The 18,280-nt window shown below is 28.8% G+C and carries 19 protein-coding genes; 1 reads left to right on the forward strand and 18 read right to left on the reverse strand.

Going from position 1 to position 18,280, the window contains the following annotated elements; translation table 11 throughout:
- Positions 1–33: 33 nt before the first annotated feature.
- Positions 34–1,761: an NFACT family protein gene (locus tag M4I33_RS11025; RefSeq protein WP_257916839.1), complete on the forward strand. Its 1,728-nt coding sequence runs from the start codon at positions 34–36 to the stop codon at positions 1,759–1,761.
- Between the two features lie 40 nt (positions 1,762–1,801).
- Here the strand turns inward: M4I33_RS11025 and M4I33_RS11030 are convergent, their stop codons facing one another.
- The 18 genes from M4I33_RS11030 to M4I33_RS11115 form a co-directional block, all read right to left on the reverse strand.
- On the reverse strand, positions 1,802–2,965 hold the full coding sequence (locus M4I33_RS11030) for a class I SAM-dependent RNA methyltransferase (protein ID WP_257916840.1): 1,164 nt from the start codon (positions 2,963–2,965) through the stop codon (positions 1,802–1,804).
- 21 nt (positions 2,966–2,986) lie between these two features.
- The gene (gene pyrR / locus M4I33_RS11035) at positions 2,987–3,529 is read right to left on the reverse strand and encodes a bifunctional pyr operon transcriptional regulator/uracil phosphoribosyltransferase PyrR (RefSeq protein WP_257916841.1); all 543 of its coding nucleotides are present in this window, start codon (positions 3,527–3,529) and stop codon (positions 2,987–2,989) included.
- A gap of 12 nt (positions 3,530–3,541) precedes the next feature.
- Complete coding sequence (locus M4I33_RS11040) at positions 3,542–4,459, reverse strand: RluA family pseudouridine synthase (protein ID WP_257916842.1); 918 nt, start codon at positions 4,457–4,459, stop codon at positions 3,542–3,544.
- 132 nt (positions 4,460–4,591) lie between these two features.
- Positions 4,592–5,197 (reverse strand): DivIVA domain-containing protein, encoded by a 606-nt coding sequence (locus M4I33_RS11045; protein WP_194190550.1) that lies wholly within the window; start codon positions 5,195–5,197, stop codon positions 4,592–4,594.
- Between the two features lie 16 nt (positions 5,198–5,213).
- Positions 5,214–5,978 (reverse strand): RNA-binding protein, encoded by a 765-nt coding sequence (locus M4I33_RS11050; RefSeq protein WP_257916843.1) that lies wholly within the window; start codon positions 5,976–5,978, stop codon positions 5,214–5,216.
- Entirely contained in the window at positions 5,979–6,236 is a 258-nt protein-coding gene (locus tag M4I33_RS11055; protein WP_257916844.1) for a YggT family protein, read from the reverse strand.
- Positions 6,237–6,251: 15 nt separating this feature from the next.
- The gene (locus tag M4I33_RS11060) at positions 6,252–6,725 is read right to left on the reverse strand and encodes a cell division protein SepF (RefSeq protein WP_194190553.1); all 474 of its coding nucleotides are present in this window, start codon (positions 6,723–6,725) and stop codon (positions 6,252–6,254) included.
- 12 nt (positions 6,726–6,737) lie between these two features.
- Complete coding sequence (locus M4I33_RS11065; RefSeq protein WP_194190554.1) at positions 6,738–7,400, reverse strand: YggS family pyridoxal phosphate-dependent enzyme; 663 nt, start codon at positions 7,398–7,400, stop codon at positions 6,738–6,740.
- A 97-nt stretch (positions 7,401–7,497) separates the two neighbouring features.
- A complete protein-coding gene (locus tag M4I33_RS11070) occupies positions 7,498–8,226 on the reverse strand; it encodes a DUF881 domain-containing protein (RefSeq protein ID WP_257916845.1) in 729 nt (242 codons plus the stop codon).
- Between the two features lie 8 nt (positions 8,227–8,234).
- Positions 8,235–8,579, reverse strand: coding sequence for a small basic family protein (locus M4I33_RS11075; RefSeq protein ID WP_257916846.1), 345 nt, complete (start codon positions 8,577–8,579; stop codon positions 8,235–8,237).
- A gap of 2 nt (positions 8,580–8,581) precedes the next feature.
- The gene (locus M4I33_RS11080; protein ID WP_257916847.1) at positions 8,582–9,310 is read right to left on the reverse strand and encodes a DUF881 domain-containing protein; all 729 of its coding nucleotides are present in this window, start codon (positions 9,308–9,310) and stop codon (positions 8,582–8,584) included.
- A 31-nt stretch (positions 9,311–9,341) separates the two neighbouring features.
- Positions 9,342–10,118, reverse strand: a complete 777-nt coding sequence (locus M4I33_RS11085; protein ID WP_257916848.1) for a cell division protein FtsQ/DivIB — start codon at positions 10,116–10,118, stop codon at positions 9,342–9,344.
- 297 nt (positions 10,119–10,415) lie between these two features.
- A complete protein-coding gene (gene spoVE / locus M4I33_RS11090; protein ID WP_257916849.1) occupies positions 10,416–11,552 on the reverse strand; it encodes a stage V sporulation protein E in 1,137 nt (378 codons plus the stop codon).
- A 24-nt stretch (positions 11,553–11,576) separates the two neighbouring features.
- Entirely contained in the window at positions 11,577–12,551 is a 975-nt protein-coding gene (gene mraY / locus M4I33_RS11095; protein WP_257916850.1) for a phospho-N-acetylmuramoyl-pentapeptide-transferase, read from the reverse strand.
- 44 nt (positions 12,552–12,595) lie between these two features.
- Positions 12,596–13,954, reverse strand: a complete 1,359-nt coding sequence (gene murF / locus M4I33_RS11100; RefSeq protein ID WP_257916851.1) for a UDP-N-acetylmuramoyl-tripeptide--D-alanyl-D-alanine ligase — start codon at positions 13,952–13,954, stop codon at positions 12,596–12,598.
- A 1-nt stretch (position 13,955) separates the two neighbouring features.
- A complete protein-coding gene (locus tag M4I33_RS11105) occupies positions 13,956–15,416 on the reverse strand; it encodes a UDP-N-acetylmuramoyl-L-alanyl-D-glutamate--2,6-diaminopimelate ligase (protein ID WP_257916852.1) in 1,461 nt (486 codons plus the stop codon).
- 99 nt (positions 15,417–15,515) lie between these two features.
- A complete protein-coding gene (locus tag M4I33_RS11110; protein WP_374707711.1) occupies positions 15,516–17,702 on the reverse strand; it encodes a stage V sporulation protein D in 2,187 nt (728 codons plus the stop codon).
- A 73-nt stretch (positions 17,703–17,775) separates the two neighbouring features.
- Complete coding sequence (locus tag M4I33_RS11115; RefSeq protein ID WP_257916853.1) at positions 17,776–18,210, reverse strand: cell division protein FtsL; 435 nt, start codon at positions 18,208–18,210, stop codon at positions 17,776–17,778.
- Positions 18,211–18,280 lie beyond the last annotated feature (70 nt).

Consider the following 18,280-nt stretch of genomic DNA (forward strand, 5'->3'; position numbering starts at 1 on the left):
TTTAAATAACATTTAGAGAGGATGGCAAAAATTATGGCATTAGATGGCGTATTTTTAAGCAGTTTACTAACTGACTTAAAAGATACTTTAATAAATTCAAAGATAGATAAAATAAACCAACCTGAAATGGATGAAATTATTCTTACACTTAGAAAAGATAGAAAGAATTTTAAATTATTAATTTCTTCTTCATCTCAATTTGCAAGACTTCATATAACTAACATTCAAAAAGAAAACCCACTTAAAGCACCACTTTACTTAATGGTACTTAGAAAGTACATAGTAGGTGGTACTATAATAGATGTAACTCAAAAAGATACAGATAGAGTAGTTACTCTAACTATTTCTTCAAGAGATGAACTTGGCTATGATAGCAAGTATCTATTAATAGTTGAAATAATGGGTCGTCACTCAAATATCTCTTTAATAAGAGAAAGAGATATGAAAGTAATGGAATCTATAAAACATATCACTCCTGATATAAATACTTATAGAGTTTTATATCCTGGAGTAGAATATATCTATCCTCCAGCTTCTACAAAACTTAACCCTTTCGATTTTAAAAAGGAAGAATTAATAACCTTTGTAGAAACTAACGATATTTCTCTTGATGAATATTTTTTCCTAAAGACCTTTACAGGCGTTAGTAAAAGTTTATCTAAAGAATTATTTTTAGAATCATCTGAAAATAATTATACATTAACAGAGATAGATATTCTATACAAATTTATTACAGATGTTTTTAAATTATTAAAAAATTATCCAGAATTTAATATAATTTTAGATAATTACGGATTATACAAGGATTTCCATTCACTTATTTTCAAAAATATTGATAAAAACCTTAAATCTGTTAAATATGATAATCCTTCAAAAATGCTAGAAGATTTCTATAGCACTAAGGATAAACAAGAAAGACTTCATAGTAGGACAACAAACTTACAAAGATTAGTTACAACTAATATTGATAGATGTCTTAAAAAAGAAAAGATTTTAAATAAAAGTATTGCAGACTGTATGTCTAAAGAAAAATATAAAATCTTTGGTGATCTTTTAACTTCTTATATATATAGCTTAAAAAAAGGATTAAAAGAAATCACACTTCAAAACTACTATAGTGAAAATTACGAAGATATAACTATAGCTTTAAATCCTAATAAAACTCCTTCTGAAAATGTGCAAAATTACTACAAAAAGTATAACAAGCTAAAAAAAGCAGAAGTAGAGGCAAAAATTCAATTAGATAAAAATTTAGAAGAACTAAATTACTTAAATTCAGTTTTAACTAATATTTTAAATATTGACTCTTATAGCGAAATAGACCCTATTAAAAGAGAACTTATGGAAACTGGGTACATTAAGTTTAAAAAAGAATCTAAAAAAGAAAGTAAATCAAAGCCTCTTCACTTTGTATCTTCTGAAGGAATAGATATTTATGTTGGAAAAAACAACATCCAAAATGATTATTTAAGCTTAAAATTTGCAAAGAAAAACTGGCTTTGGATGCATACTAAAGATGTTCCAGGTTCTCACGTTATAGTTTGCACAGACGAATTATTAGATAAAACTATAGAAGAGGCATCAGTTATTGCAGCATTTTATAGCAAGGCAAAAACTTCAAGTAAAGTTGAAGTTGACTACACTAAAGTTAAAGAACTTAAAAAACCAGTAGGTGCAAAGCCTGGTATGGTTATTTATCACACAAATTGGACTTTAGTTACAGACCCATCTGAATTTAATAATTTAAACTTAGAAAAGTAAAAAAAATATCATTAGCTTTTAAAGCTAATGATATTTTTAATTAATCTATTAAACACTGAGCTACTGTATCGCCTTGATTTTTTATAAGTGAATTATCCATAAATTGATAGTAGTAACATAATAATCTTCCATTATAAAGTTTTCTATTTTTAGTTGACTTTTCTCCAAACTTTTTCTCGAAGTTTTCAAAAGAAGTTAAAATATTATATTCCCAATCTTTATATTGCTTTTTGTAGTTCCCAAAAATTCTATAAAGTCTAGCTACTTCTCTTTCATCACTAAGTCTTTCTCCGTATGGAGGGTTAGTTATAATAAATCCGTATTTGTGTCTAGTTGAAAAGTCTTTAAAATCTCTTTCTTGGAATTCTATATAATCTAAAACCCCGGCTTTTCTAGCATTTTCTTTTGCTACCTTTAAAACTCTAAAGTCTATGTCGTATCCTATAAGTTTTATATCTTTTTTCTTTTCTGAACGTCTTGCACCTGCTTTAACTTGCTCAAAAATTTCTTCTGGCATGTTTGGCCACGTTTCTGATACGAAATCTCTATTAACTCCTGGTGCTATATTTTGCATAATCATAGCAGCTTCAATTAATATAGTTCCTGATCCGCAAAATGGGTCTATAAGTTCATAACTATCTTTCCATCTTGATAAAAGAACCATAGCTGCAGCTAGAGTTTCTTTTAAAGGCGCTGCCCCAGCGTGCTCTCTATATCCTCTTTTATGAAGACCTGCACCTGATGTATCTACTGTAAGTGTTACTTTATCTTTAAGTATACCTACTTCAATTTTATATAAAGGTCCGTTTTCACTAAATTTTTCTATTCCATAGCTCTCACTCATACTTGTTACTATAGCTTTTTTAACTATAGATTGACAATCTGGTACACTATGAAGAGTTGATTTTACGGATTTACCGTTAACATGCATTATACCATTTTTAGGCACTAACCCTGCCCAGTTTACTTTTTTAGTTCCTTGGAATAACTCTTCAAAGCTTCTAGCTTCAAATTCAGCCATCTTTATAAGAACTCTATCTGCAGTTCTTAAATGAACATTAGCTATAGCTATATCCATTTCATCTCCTATAAATTCAACTCTACCGTTTTCTAATTTTAAATCTTCATATCCTAAAGCTTTAAGCTCTTTTGCTGTTATTCCTTCTAATCCAAAAGTAGTAGTTGCAATTAAGTTGTACTCCATCTTTTCATCTCCTCTAAAAGATTAATCTTCTCTTTCATATATTTTAACTGAATCTTCCCCGTCTATTTCAACTATTTTAACTCCAACAACCTCTTCTTTTGAAGTTGGAATATTTTTTCCTACATAGTCTGCTCTAATAGGTAGCTCTTTATGACCTCTATCTATAAGGACTGCAAGTTGAATGCATTTAGGTCTATTAACATCTATTATTGCATCTATTGCTGCTCTAACTGTTCTACAAGTAAATAATACATCATCTACAAGTATTACTTTTTTATTTGTTATATCTACCCCTAAATCAGTCTCTTTAACATTTGGCATTCCATTATCAAAAGATAAATCGTCTCTATATAAAGTTATATCGACATACCCAACATCCATAGAAACATCTTCAAATTTAGATATTTGCTCTGCTATTCTTTTTGCAAGTGGATATCCTCTTCTTTTTATTCCTATAAGAACGATATCTTCTACACCTTTATTTCTTTCGATTATCTCATGAGAAATTCTAACTAAACTTCTTTTTATGGCTTTTTCATCTAAAAGATTTGCTTTTAATTTCAAGAGTAATCCCTCCTATATGTTTTCTTTTTTAAGGTTTTCTATTAACTTTGTGTAATTTTCCGGAAGCTCTGTTGTAAACTCAACATACTCATTAGTTCTTGGATGAATAAATCCAAGTACCTTTGCATGAAGCATTTGGCCTCCTGATTTAAATTTAGTCTTTTTAAATCCATATAACGGGTCACCTACTAAAGGATGCCCGATTGATGCCATATGAACTCTTATTTGATGAGTTCTTCCTGTTTCTAAAACACACTTTACTAAAGTGGTGTTTTTAAATCTTTCTATAACTTCAAAATGAGTTACAGCTCTTCTTCCGTCACTATCAATAGCTATTTTAAGTCTATCTTTTTTTGATCTTTTTAAAGGTTTATCTATAGTTCCAGAATCTTTTGATATCTTTCCTTCAACTAATGCATAGTACTCTCTTTTCATTGAGTGGTCTTTTAATTGGGCTGAGAGCTTAACATGAGCATCATCATTTTTTGCAATTACTAAAACTCCTGTTGTATCTTTATCAATTCTATGAACTATTCCAGGTCTTATAACACCATTTATACTAGATAAATCTTTGCAGTGATATAAAAGTGCATTTACTAAAGTTCCATTATAATTACCAGGTGCTGGGTGAACTACCATTCCCTTAGCTTTATTGATAACTACAACATCACTATCTTCGTATAATATGTTTATATCAATATTTTCAGCCTGAACATCTAACTCTTCTGGTTCTGGCATAGATACCTTTACTATATCAAATGTTTTTAATTTGTAGTTACTTTTAACTACTTTTTCGTTAACTAAAACAGTTCCCTTTTCTATTATACCTTGAATAAAAGATCTAGATTTACCTTCAAATTCTTCACTTAAAAATTTATCTATTCTTTTACCTTTTAGGGTTTCGTCTATATTATAAATACGTTCTTCCATTATTTTTATCTCCTCAAGATATTATTACTTATCAATTATAATATATTAATACTTTATACTCAACATAATAAATAATAAGCCTTAAAATATTAAAAGAGCTATCTATAAAAATAAGATAGCTCTTTAAAGGTTTTAATCTTCTTTATTTGCAAAGAAGCTTTTTATTTCATCTAATTCATCTATTGCAACTTCTTCTTCTGTTTCTGTTACTGCAACTTCTTCAAAAACAGGTTCTTTTGGAAGTCTTGGCATTTCTTCTACAGGAGTTGAAATTGAATAATTTTTATTTAAATCTTTTTCTAAATCATCAAATGTTTCTAATTGAGTATTCATAAAGTTTCTAAATTTAGCTCTAAATTTAATAAACTCTTGTTTTATTCTATCAAACTCATCATTTATTTGAATAACATCATTATGTGCTTTATCTACTATTCTTTGTGCTGTTTCATTTGCATTTTTAACAAGCATTTCAGCTTCTTTTTGAGCTGTATTTTTAGCTTGGTCTGCTGCATTTTGAGCTAAAACTAAAGTATTTTGAATTGTTGATTCTATATTTGCGTAATGCTCAACTTGTTCATTTAAGATTTGAACCTTATCTTTAAGTTTAGCATTTTCTTTATATAATTCTTCATAATTATCAACTATCTCATCTAAGAATTCGTCTACTTCTTCTGGATTATATCCTCTTAATCCTCTTTTAAACTCTTTGTTATTAATATCCATCGGAGTTAACTTCATTATAATTCCACCTCTATTATGTATATTTTTTTATAATTACTTTCAATTTACCGCTTTTACTTGTGCTAGGCACAGAATGAACTATGAATTTACCATATCCTCTTATAGTTATCCTATCTGATATAGAAATTTCATCACTTTTATCTCTAATTATATTGTAGTTTTTTAATGCTTTCCCATCACTTATTAATTCTTGTGCAAAGCTTCTAGATTTCTTAGTAATCTTTGAAACTACTGAATCTAATCGTAATGAGTTTACTAATATAACTTCTTCTTTAAAGTCTATTGAAATATCAGAAGTATCTCCTAAAAATTCTTCTATAATACACGGAACACTTGAAATCTTTTCAAGATTCATAATAATATAATCTGAAATTTCTTCACTTAAAGACACGTAACACACATTTTCTTTAGTAATTAAATCACCTATTTTATCTCTAAGTATTCCAAGGCTCATAATACTACCTAAGTAGTCTTTATGAGTTAATTTTTTGAATTTTGAAGGGTTTGTTATTTTCAAGATTTTCATAGGATAAGGTATATCATATAAATTATTAAATGATATCATTCTTCTTTCAGAATCTAAAAAGCCACCAAAGCTCTCTACCTTAAGTAAATTACTATTAAATCCTTCAAATACTTTCCATACGTTTGGAGGGTAAAAATTACTTCCAAACATAGGTATATCTTTATCTTGGGAAAGTTTCATCTTTTCATAAAGATTTATTACAAGATTTTTATCTTCATCTTTAAATTGTTTTAATATATAATCTCTACTCATCTAAAAAAGTATTAATCTTATTATTAAACTTTGAACAACGTTTAAAACTACAATTGCAAAAATTGGTGATAAATCTATAGGTACATCACCTAAAAATTTATATTGTAACTGTCTAAACGGTTCAAGAATTGGTCCTGTAATAACATTTAAAGATTCTCTTATGCTTTGAGTTGTAGGACTCGGTACCCAAGATAATAAACACTCTACAATAATGATAACTTCTAACGCTCTAAATATTAAGTTTATTAAACTAACCATATATTACTCCTTTAATTACTTTGTCCAATTAAATAGAGCTGCTTTTGATGATAACTCACTTTTTAATTCGTTAGTAACTTCTACATTTGAAGGTGAAAGGATATAAACTCCCTTTTCAACCTCTTGGAAATCCCCTTGTAGTGCATAAGATGCCCCACTTAAAAAGTCTAATAATCTTCTAGCTGTTCTATTTTCTAAACTTGAAGTATTAATAACAACTATTCTTCTATTTTTTAAGGCATCACAGATCTCCATAGATTCCTCATATGAAGTTGGTTTTATAATTAAAACTTTAGCAGAAGCATTAGTATGAATATTAACTACTTTACCACCCTTAGGTCCTAAAATATCTGGTCCTTGAACTTCTGTATAGTCATCTTCATTTACTACTTCATCTTCTATTCTTTCTTCTAATCCTTCTTCTTCGAAATCTTCTTCATAATCTCCAAACCCTAAGATATTTTTTACTTTTGACATCATGTTAGACATACTATTTTCCTCCTATACGCTATAATCTCTTTCTCCAAAAATTCCAGTTCCAACTCTTATAGTATTAGAACCTTCCTCAATTGCTATTTTATAATCATTTGTCATACCCATAGATAATATTTCCATAGTTATGTTTTTGAATTCTTTTTCTTTTAAACTATCGAATATCTTTTTAGTTTCTTTAAAATATTCTCTGTTTTCTTTTTCTGAACCCTTTGGAATTATAACCATAATCCCTTTAACCTTTACAAAATTACACTTCTCTACTGCTTCTATTAAGCTATCCAGTTCTTCAACTAAAACACCACTTTTAGAATCTTCTCTTCCTATATTGATTTGGATTAGGCAGTCTATAGTTTCGTTTGCCTCACCAAATTTGGTCTCTATTGTATCTAATAGTTTCTCACTTGATAAAGAATGAATTAGATCTACTTTTCCAACAATATACTTAACTTTGTTTCTTTGAAGTTTTCCAATAAGATGCCATTTGACATCCTTTTGAAACTCTTCCTCTTTCCAAAGTAACTCTTGAACCTTATTTTCTGCAAATTCTCTCATACCTGCATCATAAGCTTCTTTCATTTCATCTAATGTTCTAGTTTTAGAAACAGCTAAAAGTTTTACGTCTTTTGGTATTTCATTTAATATTTCATCTATATTCTCTTTAATACTCATAGCAGCCTCCTAATATTTACTTTAAGTTTCACTTTATTTTATATTCTATAAAAAATTTTAAAATCCTCTATTTTAAGAGGATTTATTTAGTTTTTATCTAATTTGTAGATTCTTTCATATAATCTGTCGTTCCTATAGTTTTTGCAGCTGGCATAACTATCTTTTCTTTCTTTTCAATACTTACTTGAAGTTCTCTATACATAAGCTCTTTAATGTAACTTCCTTCACCTAAAAGAGATGCTTCTAAAGTATCTGGGTCTCCTATTGCATAAACTTTGAAAGGCGCATATTCTGTCGTACCATCTTCAAATCCTAAAAAAGCCCAATTACAAAATACAGCAGTACTTGGTATAACTCTTCTATTATTTATAGAAATAGCCTCTGCACCTGATTTTCTAAGTTCATTTATAACTAAAGCCATATCATTATCGTGAAAAATCTTTTTCATTTTTTCATAATCGGTATTGTTTTTATTTTCCACATCACCGTCATTTATAGTTATAACAACACCAGGCCCTGAAACTTCTGTAGTTCCAGTTAGTTTACCATAATCGTTTAATTGACTAACCATCTTTTCAACTATCTTGTCTTGGTCTTTATCATTATTTTTATAACTTTCTATAGTTTCTTTCATTTTTTCATTATTTTCTTTTAAACTAGAGACACTTTTATAAAGATCTGATCTTTCTTCTATAGCATCTCCATACTCTTTTGCACTTAAATCAAATAAATCTTTCATTCCACCTAAGTTAGAATTTAAAACTATTAAATATCCTAAAATTACAGCTGATATAAAGACCAAAAACTTACCTGAAGCTTTCTTCATATAATCACCTAGCCCTTACGTGCTTTGATTTTTTCTAAAAGCAAACGCCTTATAATTGCAAAGTTATCAAAAATTCTACCACCAAATACTATAACTGCTGCTATATATATAGGAATTCCAAGTTTATCTCCAAGATATGCAAGTCCTGCCGCAAGTATAGCGTTTCCAAAAAATCCTGATATAAATATGTCAGCTTTAAAGTTTTTAGAAAGATTTGCACGTATTGCACCAAAGACTGAATCTAAACATGCAAGGATTGCAACTGACATATAAGGTGAAAATTTATCTGGAATATTTACATCAAATACAAACCCAAATAAAACACCAAGTAATAGTCCAATAAAAGGTATCACCCTTATTCACCTTCCTTCTTATCTACATCTTGTAAGTACTCACTTTTTAGAGTTTGTGTAGATTTATTAATATCTAATTTATCAATTTGTTCAACTTTTGAGTCATAATTTTGAAGTGCGCCATGGTCTAATGAATCTGCAAAATTTAAAGCTGCATTTAGCTTAGCTTTATTTCCTATAGCTTTAATTACTATGGGTTCTTTAGGATTTATTCTTCCTTCTGACCCAATCCAAATATAATTACTAGAATTTTTTATACCTGTTTGAGGAGTTATTCTGTAATCATTAATTGAAATAGCCTCAGCTTTTGCATACCATAATATATTAATTAAGTGAACTAACTCTTCTTCACTTACTATCATCCCTACATCACTTGACCCAAAAAGACTAGTTTTTGGTGTTATTGTTACTTGAACCCCTGGTCCTGCAACTGATACTAACCCAAGATACATTCTAGCTGCATCTAGTTCTTTTTTAACTTCAACACCTACTTTACCTTCTTTTGTTGCAGCTTCTTCTAATTCTTTCATTTCTTGACTTAAATGACTATTTGATTTTTCTAGTTCTGCTTTTTGATTTTTTAAAGTATCTATTTCAGCTATTAAATCACTTTTATTTGATGAATCTAAAGTACTTTGGTTGTTTGTAAGCGCCTTGTATTGGTAAGTTAATAAAAACCCTAAAAGGCCACAAACTATGGCTATAGATATCTGTGACTTAGAACCTTTCACTCTATACCATCCTCCTTAAATAAATGTTTTCTTATTTTTCTTTATCTTTTTCCTTCTTTATAACTGGCGACCCGTGAAAACTTACATCAATATAACCTTTTTTCAGATTTACTGATTTATCTTCTAGAATTGAGATAGCCGTATTTATCTTTTTAACTAAATCTTCCCCATCTCCAATTTTAACCATTACATCACCAAAGTATACTTTCATATTAGTTAAACTAGAAACATCAACTTTAGTAACTTTAAATTTGCTTTTGTTTGATTTTTGAATTTTATAAAGCTCATCTAATGTAGTTTTTAATATAGTAAAACTATCACCACTTGATATATAATCTCCTATGTTTAAATCATCTTTTTTAAGCCCTGTTATTTCTATTAGATTTTTATCATCTATTTTATTGCTCTTTTCAAGTAATATTAAATCACTACTTAATATATCAAAGTTTTCTTTTCCTTTAAAATAATAAGCGACATTTTTTTCTGTAACATCAATCTCTAAAGTTTTAGGAAGTGATCTTTTAATAGTTACATTATCTATATAAGGATTTGATTTAATCTTAGAAATAACATTATTTTCTTTGATAAAAAGTAAATTCTCACCCTTAAAAGAATCAGCGTCTTTTATAATCGCTTCAGTTTTAATTATTGAATTTCCTTTTATATTTACATTCTTAATTAAAAAGAAGTCTGATTTTGTTACAAAAAGAGCTAAAACACCAGCAATTATAACTGTTAAAATTATTCCTCTTTTTATATGTCTTTTTCTTCTAGCTTTAAGAATATATACGTTATTTGTCTTCCCCATCTCTTTATTCTTTCCTCACTATATTAAATTTTTACACTCCATTATATAATAACATTTATATCCAACCTTTTCATTATTTTTTTATTAATAAAATCTAAAAAGAAATCTTTTAAAGCATTAATTTTACAAATATTCCTTAATTATTTCAAGTCCTTTTACGCCTTTTAAATTACTCTATAAATTTATAAAAAATTAAAGAAAATTGCATTTAAAAATACTCTCTATTAATAAAAAAGTCTACACTAATTTAAACGTATTTTATATAAATATAAAAAGTTTAATTAGTGTAGACATTTATTAATTTTCTTTTTCTTTTAACTTGTCATTTTTTCTTTGTCTTGAAATATTTAAAAGTATACCCATAGCTGTCATATTTATAACTAGTGAGGATCCTCCATAACTTATAAATGGTAATGGAACCCCAGTTACTGGCATAGAACCTGTAACTACCGCTATGTTTATAATAGCTTGAACTGCTATTATTGATGTAATACCTAAAGCTAAGTATGTTCCATAAGAGTCTTTGCAGTTTGATGCTATTTTTACACCTCTCCAAACAAATATTACAAACAATAATATTATAAATATACATCCAACCAATCCAAGTTCTTCTCCAATTATAGAGAAGATAAAGTCATTATGTGGCTCTGGCATATATAAAGTCTTTTGTCTTGACTGTCCAAGCCCAAGACCTAAAACCCCACCTGCACCTAATGCATAAAAGGATTGTATAAGTTGATAACCATTTCCAGCTGGATCTTTCCAAGGATTAATAAAGTTTAACATCCTAGCTCTTCTATATGGTTCAAATAATGCAAAAAATAGCGCCGCTGCTGTTAAAACTGGAGTTACAACTCCAAACATATGAATCCTTCTAGCACCTGCTGCAAAAACAACTATAAATGTAACTATCATTATAACTGCAGCAATACTTAAGTTTTTTTGTGCAAGTACAAGCCCTGCATAAAATCCTCCTATTGCAAAACACGGAATAATACCTTTTTTAAAATCTTTAACTCTATCTCCCATACTAGATAGTGCCATAGCCAAATACAAAACTACAACGTACTTTGCAAGTTCTGAAGGCTGAAAAGATGCAGGCCCTAATTGGATCCATCTTTGAGCACCATTAACTCCTGGAAATAAGAATACAGCTAAAAGTAAAGGTACTGTACAAATCATAGCAATAAGTGTGAATTTTTTAATTTTATGATAGTCTATCGACATCATAAACATCATAACTATTATACCAACTGCACTCCAAGCTAGCTGTCTCTTTAAAAAATAAGTACTATCTTTAAAGTGAAACATCGCATAGTAGGAACTTGCAGAGTATACCATTACTACCCCGATTGATAGTAACAAGATTATAGTACAAAAAATACCATAATCTATAGCACCCATACTATTTCTCCCCTGTTTCCTTTTTCTCATACCAAACTCCCTCCACTAAAATTATTAAAGTGAAAAGTAACCAATAATACAAAGCAAGACTGTTATTAAAGAAAATACTCTAACTATTTTTACTTCACTCCATCCAACCTGTTCAAAATGATGGTGAACAGGAGCCATCTTAAATACTCTCTTACCTGTTAATTTAAATGATCCAACTTGGATAATTACTGATAATGTTTCAAATACATAAATTCCTCCAACTATAACTAGTACAAAAGGCATTTTTAGCATTAAAGCTATAGTTCCTACAGCACCACCTAGTGCAAGAGAACCTGTATCTCCCATAAAGATTTTCGCTTTATATCTATTGAATTTTAAGAATCCAAGTAAAGCGCCTAAAAGACCTATAGAAAATACTGCAATTTCCATTTCTCCTCTTTGAAATGCAACAATTCCAAAGAAAGCTAAAACAATAATAGTAACAGTTGTTGCAAGTCCATCTAAACCATCAGTTAAGTTTACTGCATTTGTTACACCTGCATAATAGAAAACTACAAATGGAATATAGAATATTCCAAAGTTTAATGCACCACTATAAAATGGGAATGAAATTGAAGTTCCTAATGCAGTTTGTGCGTAATACGCTATTGCTACACCAAATAATACTAGTAAAAGCATTTTTTGATAAGCTTTTAATCCTTCGTTATCTCTGTGAATTATCTTTAGCATATCATCTAGTAATCCTATAAATGCAAATGCTATCATAGAATATAAAGTTACCATTCCTTTTCCTGATAAGTTATATCCTGAAACAAACATAACTACAGCTATAGAAATAATAAATATTATTCCTCCCATAGTAGGAGTACCAGCTTTTTTAAGATGACTTTGAGGTCCCTCTTTTCTGATATTTTGACCAAATTTAAATTTATGAAGTATTGGAATAAAAATTGGTCCTAAAATTAATGATACAATTAAACCGACAAATAATGCCGTTAGAATTTTCGGGTTAGTTAATAAATTTGCTATATCCCCCATGATTAATCACTGCAAGTAAAACTTCTTGCAGCCCACCTCCTTTGTTATAATTTAATCTCTTTTAACTTTTCAACTATTTCTTCAAATTTTTCTCCTCTAGAAGCTTTAACTAAAATAACGTCGCCTTTTTCTATTAGAGAATCTAATTCTTTTAAAAGTTCACCTTTAGTATTATATAATTTTATACCTTCTTTTTCAAAGCCTTCTTTAAAAGCATCTTTATATTCACCACATACTATTAAAGAATCTACTATATCTTTTGAAAACTTTCCAACCTCTCTATGAGATTTTTCACTTTCTAAACCAAGTTCTCTCATAGTTCCAAGTATAGCAACCTTTCTACCAGGTCTAGTTTCTAAAACCTTTAAAGAAGATTTCATTGAATCTGGGCTTGCATTATAACAATCATTTATAATTGAAATTTCACCTGTATTTATAAACTCAAGTCTCATTGAGGTAGCTTCAATTCTTTTAAGTCCCTCTATCATTTCATCTAATGATACGTTAAGTTTAGAAGCTGCAGCTATCCCTAAAAGTGAGTTTAATACGTTATGTTCACCTACCATAGGTAAAGTTATCTTTCTTTCTCCTTCTTTAGAAATTAAAGTAAAAGAAGTTTCGTTTAAAGTAACTTCTATATCTTTAGCACTAAACTCATAGCTTTGATTATATCCAGTTTTAACTATTTTATACTCATCTGAAGATACAGTTTTAAGTAAATCATCTTCTGCATTTAATATTAAAGTGTTATCTTTATTAAAGAAATCTACTATTTCCATCTTAGCTTTTAAAATATTGTCTCTTGTTTTTAAATTTTCTATATGAGATACTCCAATATTAGTAATAAGTGCTATATCAGGTCTTGCGCATTTTGCTAGATTATGAATTTCCTTAAAATCACTCATACCCATCTCTAAAACTGCAACATCTATAGAACTATCTAAATTTAAAATAGTTAAAGGTAATCCAATTTCATTATTAAAATTCCCTTTAGTTTTATAAACTTTATATTTTCCACTTAAAAATGCAGATGTTACGTCTTTAGTTGAAGTTTTTCCTGTTGAACCTGTAATTCCTATAACTTTAAGGTTAAGCTTTTCTCTATATCCATGTGCAATATCTAAAAGAGCTTCTTTTGTATCTTTAACCTTTATTATAACTTTATCTAAAGTATCATTTATATCAAATAAAACTTCATCAACTATAGCTATACTTGCACCCTTATCTAAAGCTTCTTTAGCATATTTGTTTCCGTTAAAATTCTCTCCTTTTAATCCTAAGAAAATATTATCTTTTTGGATTTTTCTTGTATCTGTTGATAAAATATTAAAGTTAGTTTCCTTTGTTTTTGAAATAATTTCACCCTTAGAAAACTTTACTAATTCATTTAATGTTATTTCCAAATTAAACACCTCTCTTTTGTTTTAAGTATTCCTCTATAACTTCTCTTTCGTCAAAATGTATTTTACCAGTATTTAAAACTTGGTATGTTTCATGTCCTTTACCTGCAATTACTATTACATCATCTTCTTTTGCTAAATCTATAGCCTTTCTTATAGCTTCTTTTCTATCTGTTATTTTTATATAATTATCTTTTTTTATTCCTTTTATAATATCTTCTATTATAGCTTCAGGGTCTTCAGTTCTAGGATTATCTGATGTTATTATTGAAAAATCTGAAAGGTTAGTTCCGATTTCACCCATTTGTGGTCTCTTTGTTTTATCTCTATCACCACCACAACCAAATAAAGCTATAAGCTTTCCTTCTGTAAACTCTTTAGCTGTTTCTAATATGTTTCTAAGTCCATCTGGAGTGTGGGCATAATCTATTAAAATTTCAAATGGTAGATTAAATTCTCTTGCGCATCTTTCGCATCTTCCAGGAACATTTACATCTTTTAATCCTTTATTTATATCCTTTAGTGAAAAGTTTAATGAATATAGTGCGCCTATAGCCCCTAAAGCATTTGCCACATTATACTCACCAGGGATTGGAAGGCACATCTTTTCTTCTTCATTTCCTATAGATACTTTAAATATTGTATCCATCTTTTCACTTAATTTATCTTTAATTTCTATATCTGCTTTTCCTTTTATAGAATATGTTTTGTACTTTTTATTTAAATTTTCTAAATCTTTAGTAACCCTAACTCCATATTCGTCATCAATGTTTACTATGCTAATTTTAGATCTTTCAAATAATTTAAATTTAGCTTTATAATAATTTTCAAATGTCTTATGAAAATCTAAATGATCTCTTGTAAGATTTGTAAAGATAGAAGCTTCAAATTCTATTCCATATACTCTATCTAATTCTAGAGAATGAGATGAGACTTCCATAACGCAATACTCTACTTTTGAATCTACCATTTCTTTAAATAATCCATGTAATTCAAGTGATTCTGGTGTAGTTCTTTCTGTTTGAATTTCTCTATTTCCAATATAATTTGCTATAGTTCCAATTAAACCTACCTTAGAACCATTTTCTTCTAGTATTTTTTTAATCATAAATGCAGTTGTAGTTTTTCCATTTGTACCTGTAACACCTATGATTTTTAACTTATCTTTTGGATTTTCATAAAACTTTGACCCTAAAATTGCAAGGCCTTTTCTTGTATCTTCAAGTTTTATAACATTTACATCTTCTGAAATATTAACATCATCTTGAACTATAATTGTTTTTGCACCATTTTCTATAGCTTTATCTATAAATTTGTGCCCATCTACTTGAAATCCTTTTATGCATACAAATATATCTGATTCTTTTACCTTCCTACTATCGTAGTTGATTTCATTTATATCTGAATCAATATTTCCTTTAATTATTTGATAATTTAAGTCTTCTAAAAGTTCTCTTAATTTCATCTAATCCTCTCCTTTAAAATAATATGCTACTAATTTAATTTAGATTACATATATTTAAAATAGCATGTAAGGAAAAACCCTACATGCTATATTTTTAATCTAATCTTTATAATCAGAATTTAATGTTAATTTTACGCTCGTTCCTTTGTTTACAAGCTCTCCACTTGGTATACTTTGCTCCTTTACATTTCCAACACCTTGGAATACCGGAGTTATACCTAAGTCTTTTAATAATTTAGTCGCTGATTCTGTAGAGTAACCTTTAAGGTCTGGCATAATTACAGCTTTACTATTCGGATCTGAACCTTCTGTGTATATATTAATTTTTGTTCCTTCTTTTACTGCATATCCTGGATAAGGTTTAACACTTTTAACAGTGTTTCCGTTACCTTCTATATTATAATCGATTTTTTCATCTTTTAAAACTTTTTTTGCTTCTTCAAGCTTCATATCACGAATTTCTGGAATTATAACATCCTTTTTAATCATACTATTGTTATCACTACTAAATGTATCCATATAATTGAAAATATCAGTAAATAATACCTTAGCTATAGGACTTGTTACAACCCCTGCATAATAAGCATTGTTGCTTGGTTCGTCTATAGTTATCATAACTGTAACTTTAGGATCATCAACTGGCGCCATACCAACAAATGAAGATATATATTTTCCAGGTTGATAAACACCGTTTATAACTTTTTGCGCTGTACCTGTTTTACCACCTATATGATATCCTTCTATAAATGTTCCTTTAGCTGAACCTGCTGTAACAACTCTTTCTAAATCTTGTCTAAGTTCTTTAGTATTTTCTTTTGATGCAACTTCTTTAGTTTTAGGATTAAACTTTTCATCTGTAACTCTTACGTCAGTATCATCTTCGTGTGAAATTTCTTTCATAACGTGAGGTTGAATCCAAGTTCCACCATTTGCTATAGCATTAAAAGCTGCCATATATTGAACTGAGTTTACAGTATTTGTTTGTCCAAATGAAATAGTTGCAAGGTCTGTAATTGATATATTTTTAGGAGATTTAACTATTCCTCTAGCTTCACCAGGTAAGTCTACTCCACTTAATTCTCCAAAACCAAACTTTTTAATATATTCATACAACTTATCTTTACCTATCTTTTCTCCAAGTTCCATAAAACCTACGTTACATGAGTTTTGGATAATTTCTGGGAAAGTTAAAGTTCCATGACCTTCTGTTTTCCAACATTTTATTTTTCTATTTCCAAAAGTTAATGAACCATTACAAGTAAATGTATCTGTTGGTTTAACTAAATTTTCTTCCATAGCTGCAATAGCTGTAAATACTTTAAATATTGAACCTGGTTCGAAAGTATCATTTACTAATCTATTTCTCCACATAGCTTGTACTTTATCAAAGTCAGTTTTCCCACTAAAGGCTTCAGATCCTTTATATGGATCATTTGGATCAAAATCAGGTTTATTTGCCATAGCTAAAACTTCTCCAGTTTTAGGGTCCATAACTAGTACTGATGCCGCTTTTGCCTTATTATCTTTTAAAGCTTTCTCTGCTGCTTTTTCTGCAAAGAATTGCATCTTTTCATCTATAGTTAATGTAACATCTTTTCCGTTAACTGGCGGAGTATATTTAGATATTGTGTAAGGTAAATCGTTGTTGTGATTATCAAGTTCTGCAATCTTCATTCCTGGAAGACCTGATAATTCATCGTTATATTGAAGTTCAACACCTGTTAACCCTTTTCCATCAATATTTGTAGTTCCTATTAAATGAGCTGCAAAATTATTATTTGGATAATACCTTTTAGTATCAGGAGATATTATTATTCCTCTAATTCCTAACGCCTTAACTTTATCAGCTTGTTCTTTTTCAATTCTTCTAACTAATGTTGCTGAACCAGCTGGCGCTCCACTAGGAAGAGTTGTTTTAAGCTTTTTTAAAACATCTTCATTTTTCATAGAAACAGCTTCTGCTATTTTAGGTGATATATCCTCTGGTGTTTTCCCTTCATCTTTAAGTTGTTTTCTTATTGAATTTAAATCAAAGTCAACTCTATAAACATTTGCTGAAACTGCAAGTTCTACACCATTTCTATCTAAAATACGCCCTCTTCTTGCATCAATTTTAACTTCGCTTGTCCACTGTTCTTCTGCACCGGCTGCATATGCTTGCTTTTTAAATATCATAATATAAGATAGCCTAACTGCTAAAATCGAGAAAACAAAGAGTAAAACGCAAAAGACTGCAATAAGCCTGTTTTTAGTAAGCATTTTATCTCTATATTTTTTATTTTTCACTTTAATTCCTCCATATTAATTGCTAAAAACATTAGGATGCAATTATTATTGCACCCATTTATAAAACTTTTATTTAATTTATTCCTTCTAAATAATTCTTAGATAAATCTACTGAAACTTTATCAGCTTTTTGAGATTCTATCATATTAAGCTTACCTTTTGCATTTTTTTCAATATTCTTAAGTGACGCATTTTTTAATAAGTCAACTTTTAAAGCTTCATTTTCAGCTTTTACGTGGCTTATCTCTGTATTGAATTTACCAAGTTCTGACTGTAATTTATAAACTTTTGTATCTCTCCATATAGTCATAACTCCTAAAACAAAGACTACTAGTGCAATTTGTAATAAAGCGTTTCTAGTATCTTTATTATTTTTATTAGCTTTTCTAACTATCTTTTTATTATTTTTACTTTTATTTCTCTCATTTGGAGTATTAACTTGTCTTTGTGGCTTTAAGACAGTATTACCTTTTACATAACCTTGACCCTTTACTATCACTTTATTCACATCCCTCTTAATTTATAACACTTTTTTCTATCTATATCTTTTCTATAACCCTTAATTTTGCACTTCTACT

Origin of the sequence: Clostridium sp. LY3-2, from assembly GCF_024705715.1 — a bacterium.
GTDB lineage: Bacteria > Bacillota > Clostridia > Clostridiales > Clostridiaceae > Clostridium.

Excerpts from the sequence above, each read along its gene's own strand:
- spoVE (WP_257916849.1), bottom strand. The coding sequence starts at position 11,552 with ATGAGAAAAAGGAAACAGGGGAGAAATAGTATGGGTGCTATAGATTAT.
- M4I33_RS11105 (WP_257916852.1), bottom strand. The coding sequence starts at position 15,416 with ATGAAATTAAGAGAACTTTTAGAAGACTTAAATTATCAAATAATTAAA.
- M4I33_RS11045 (WP_194190550.1), bottom strand. The coding sequence starts at position 5,197 with ATGAAGTTAACTCCGATGGATATTAATAACAAAGAGTTTAAAAGAGGA.
- M4I33_RS11050 (WP_257916843.1), bottom strand. The coding sequence starts at position 5,978 with ATGAGTAGAGATTATATATTAAAACAATTTAAAGATGAAGATAAAAAT.
- M4I33_RS11085 (WP_257916848.1), bottom strand. The coding sequence starts at position 10,118 with ATGGGGAAGACAAATAACGTATATATTCTTAAAGCTAGAAGAAAAAGA.
- M4I33_RS11060 (WP_194190553.1), bottom strand. The coding sequence starts at position 6,725 with ATGTCTAACATGATGTCAAAAGTAAAAAATATCTTAGGGTTTGGAGAT.
- M4I33_RS11065 (WP_194190554.1), bottom strand. The coding sequence starts at position 7,400 with ATGAGTATTAAAGAGAATATAGATGAAATATTAAATGAAATACCAAAA.
- M4I33_RS11040 (WP_257916842.1), bottom strand. The coding sequence starts at position 4,459 with ATGGAAGAACGTATTTATAATATAGACGAAACCCTAAAAGGTAAAAGA.
- M4I33_RS11025 (WP_257916839.1), top strand. The coding sequence starts at position 34 with ATGGCATTAGATGGCGTATTTTTAAGCAGTTTACTAACTGACTTAAAA.
- mraY (WP_257916850.1), bottom strand. The coding sequence starts at position 12,551 with ATGGGGGATATAGCAAATTTATTAACTAACCCGAAAATTCTAACGGCA.
- M4I33_RS11055 (WP_257916844.1), bottom strand. The coding sequence starts at position 6,236 with ATGGTTAGTTTAATAAACTTAATATTTAGAGCGTTAGAAGTTATCATT.
- M4I33_RS11070 (WP_257916845.1), bottom strand. The coding sequence starts at position 8,226 with ATGAAGAAAGCTTCAGGTAAGTTTTTGGTCTTTATATCAGCTGTAATT.
- M4I33_RS11030 (WP_257916840.1), bottom strand. The coding sequence starts at position 2,965 with ATGGAGTACAACTTAATTGCAACTACTACTTTTGGATTAGAAGGAATA.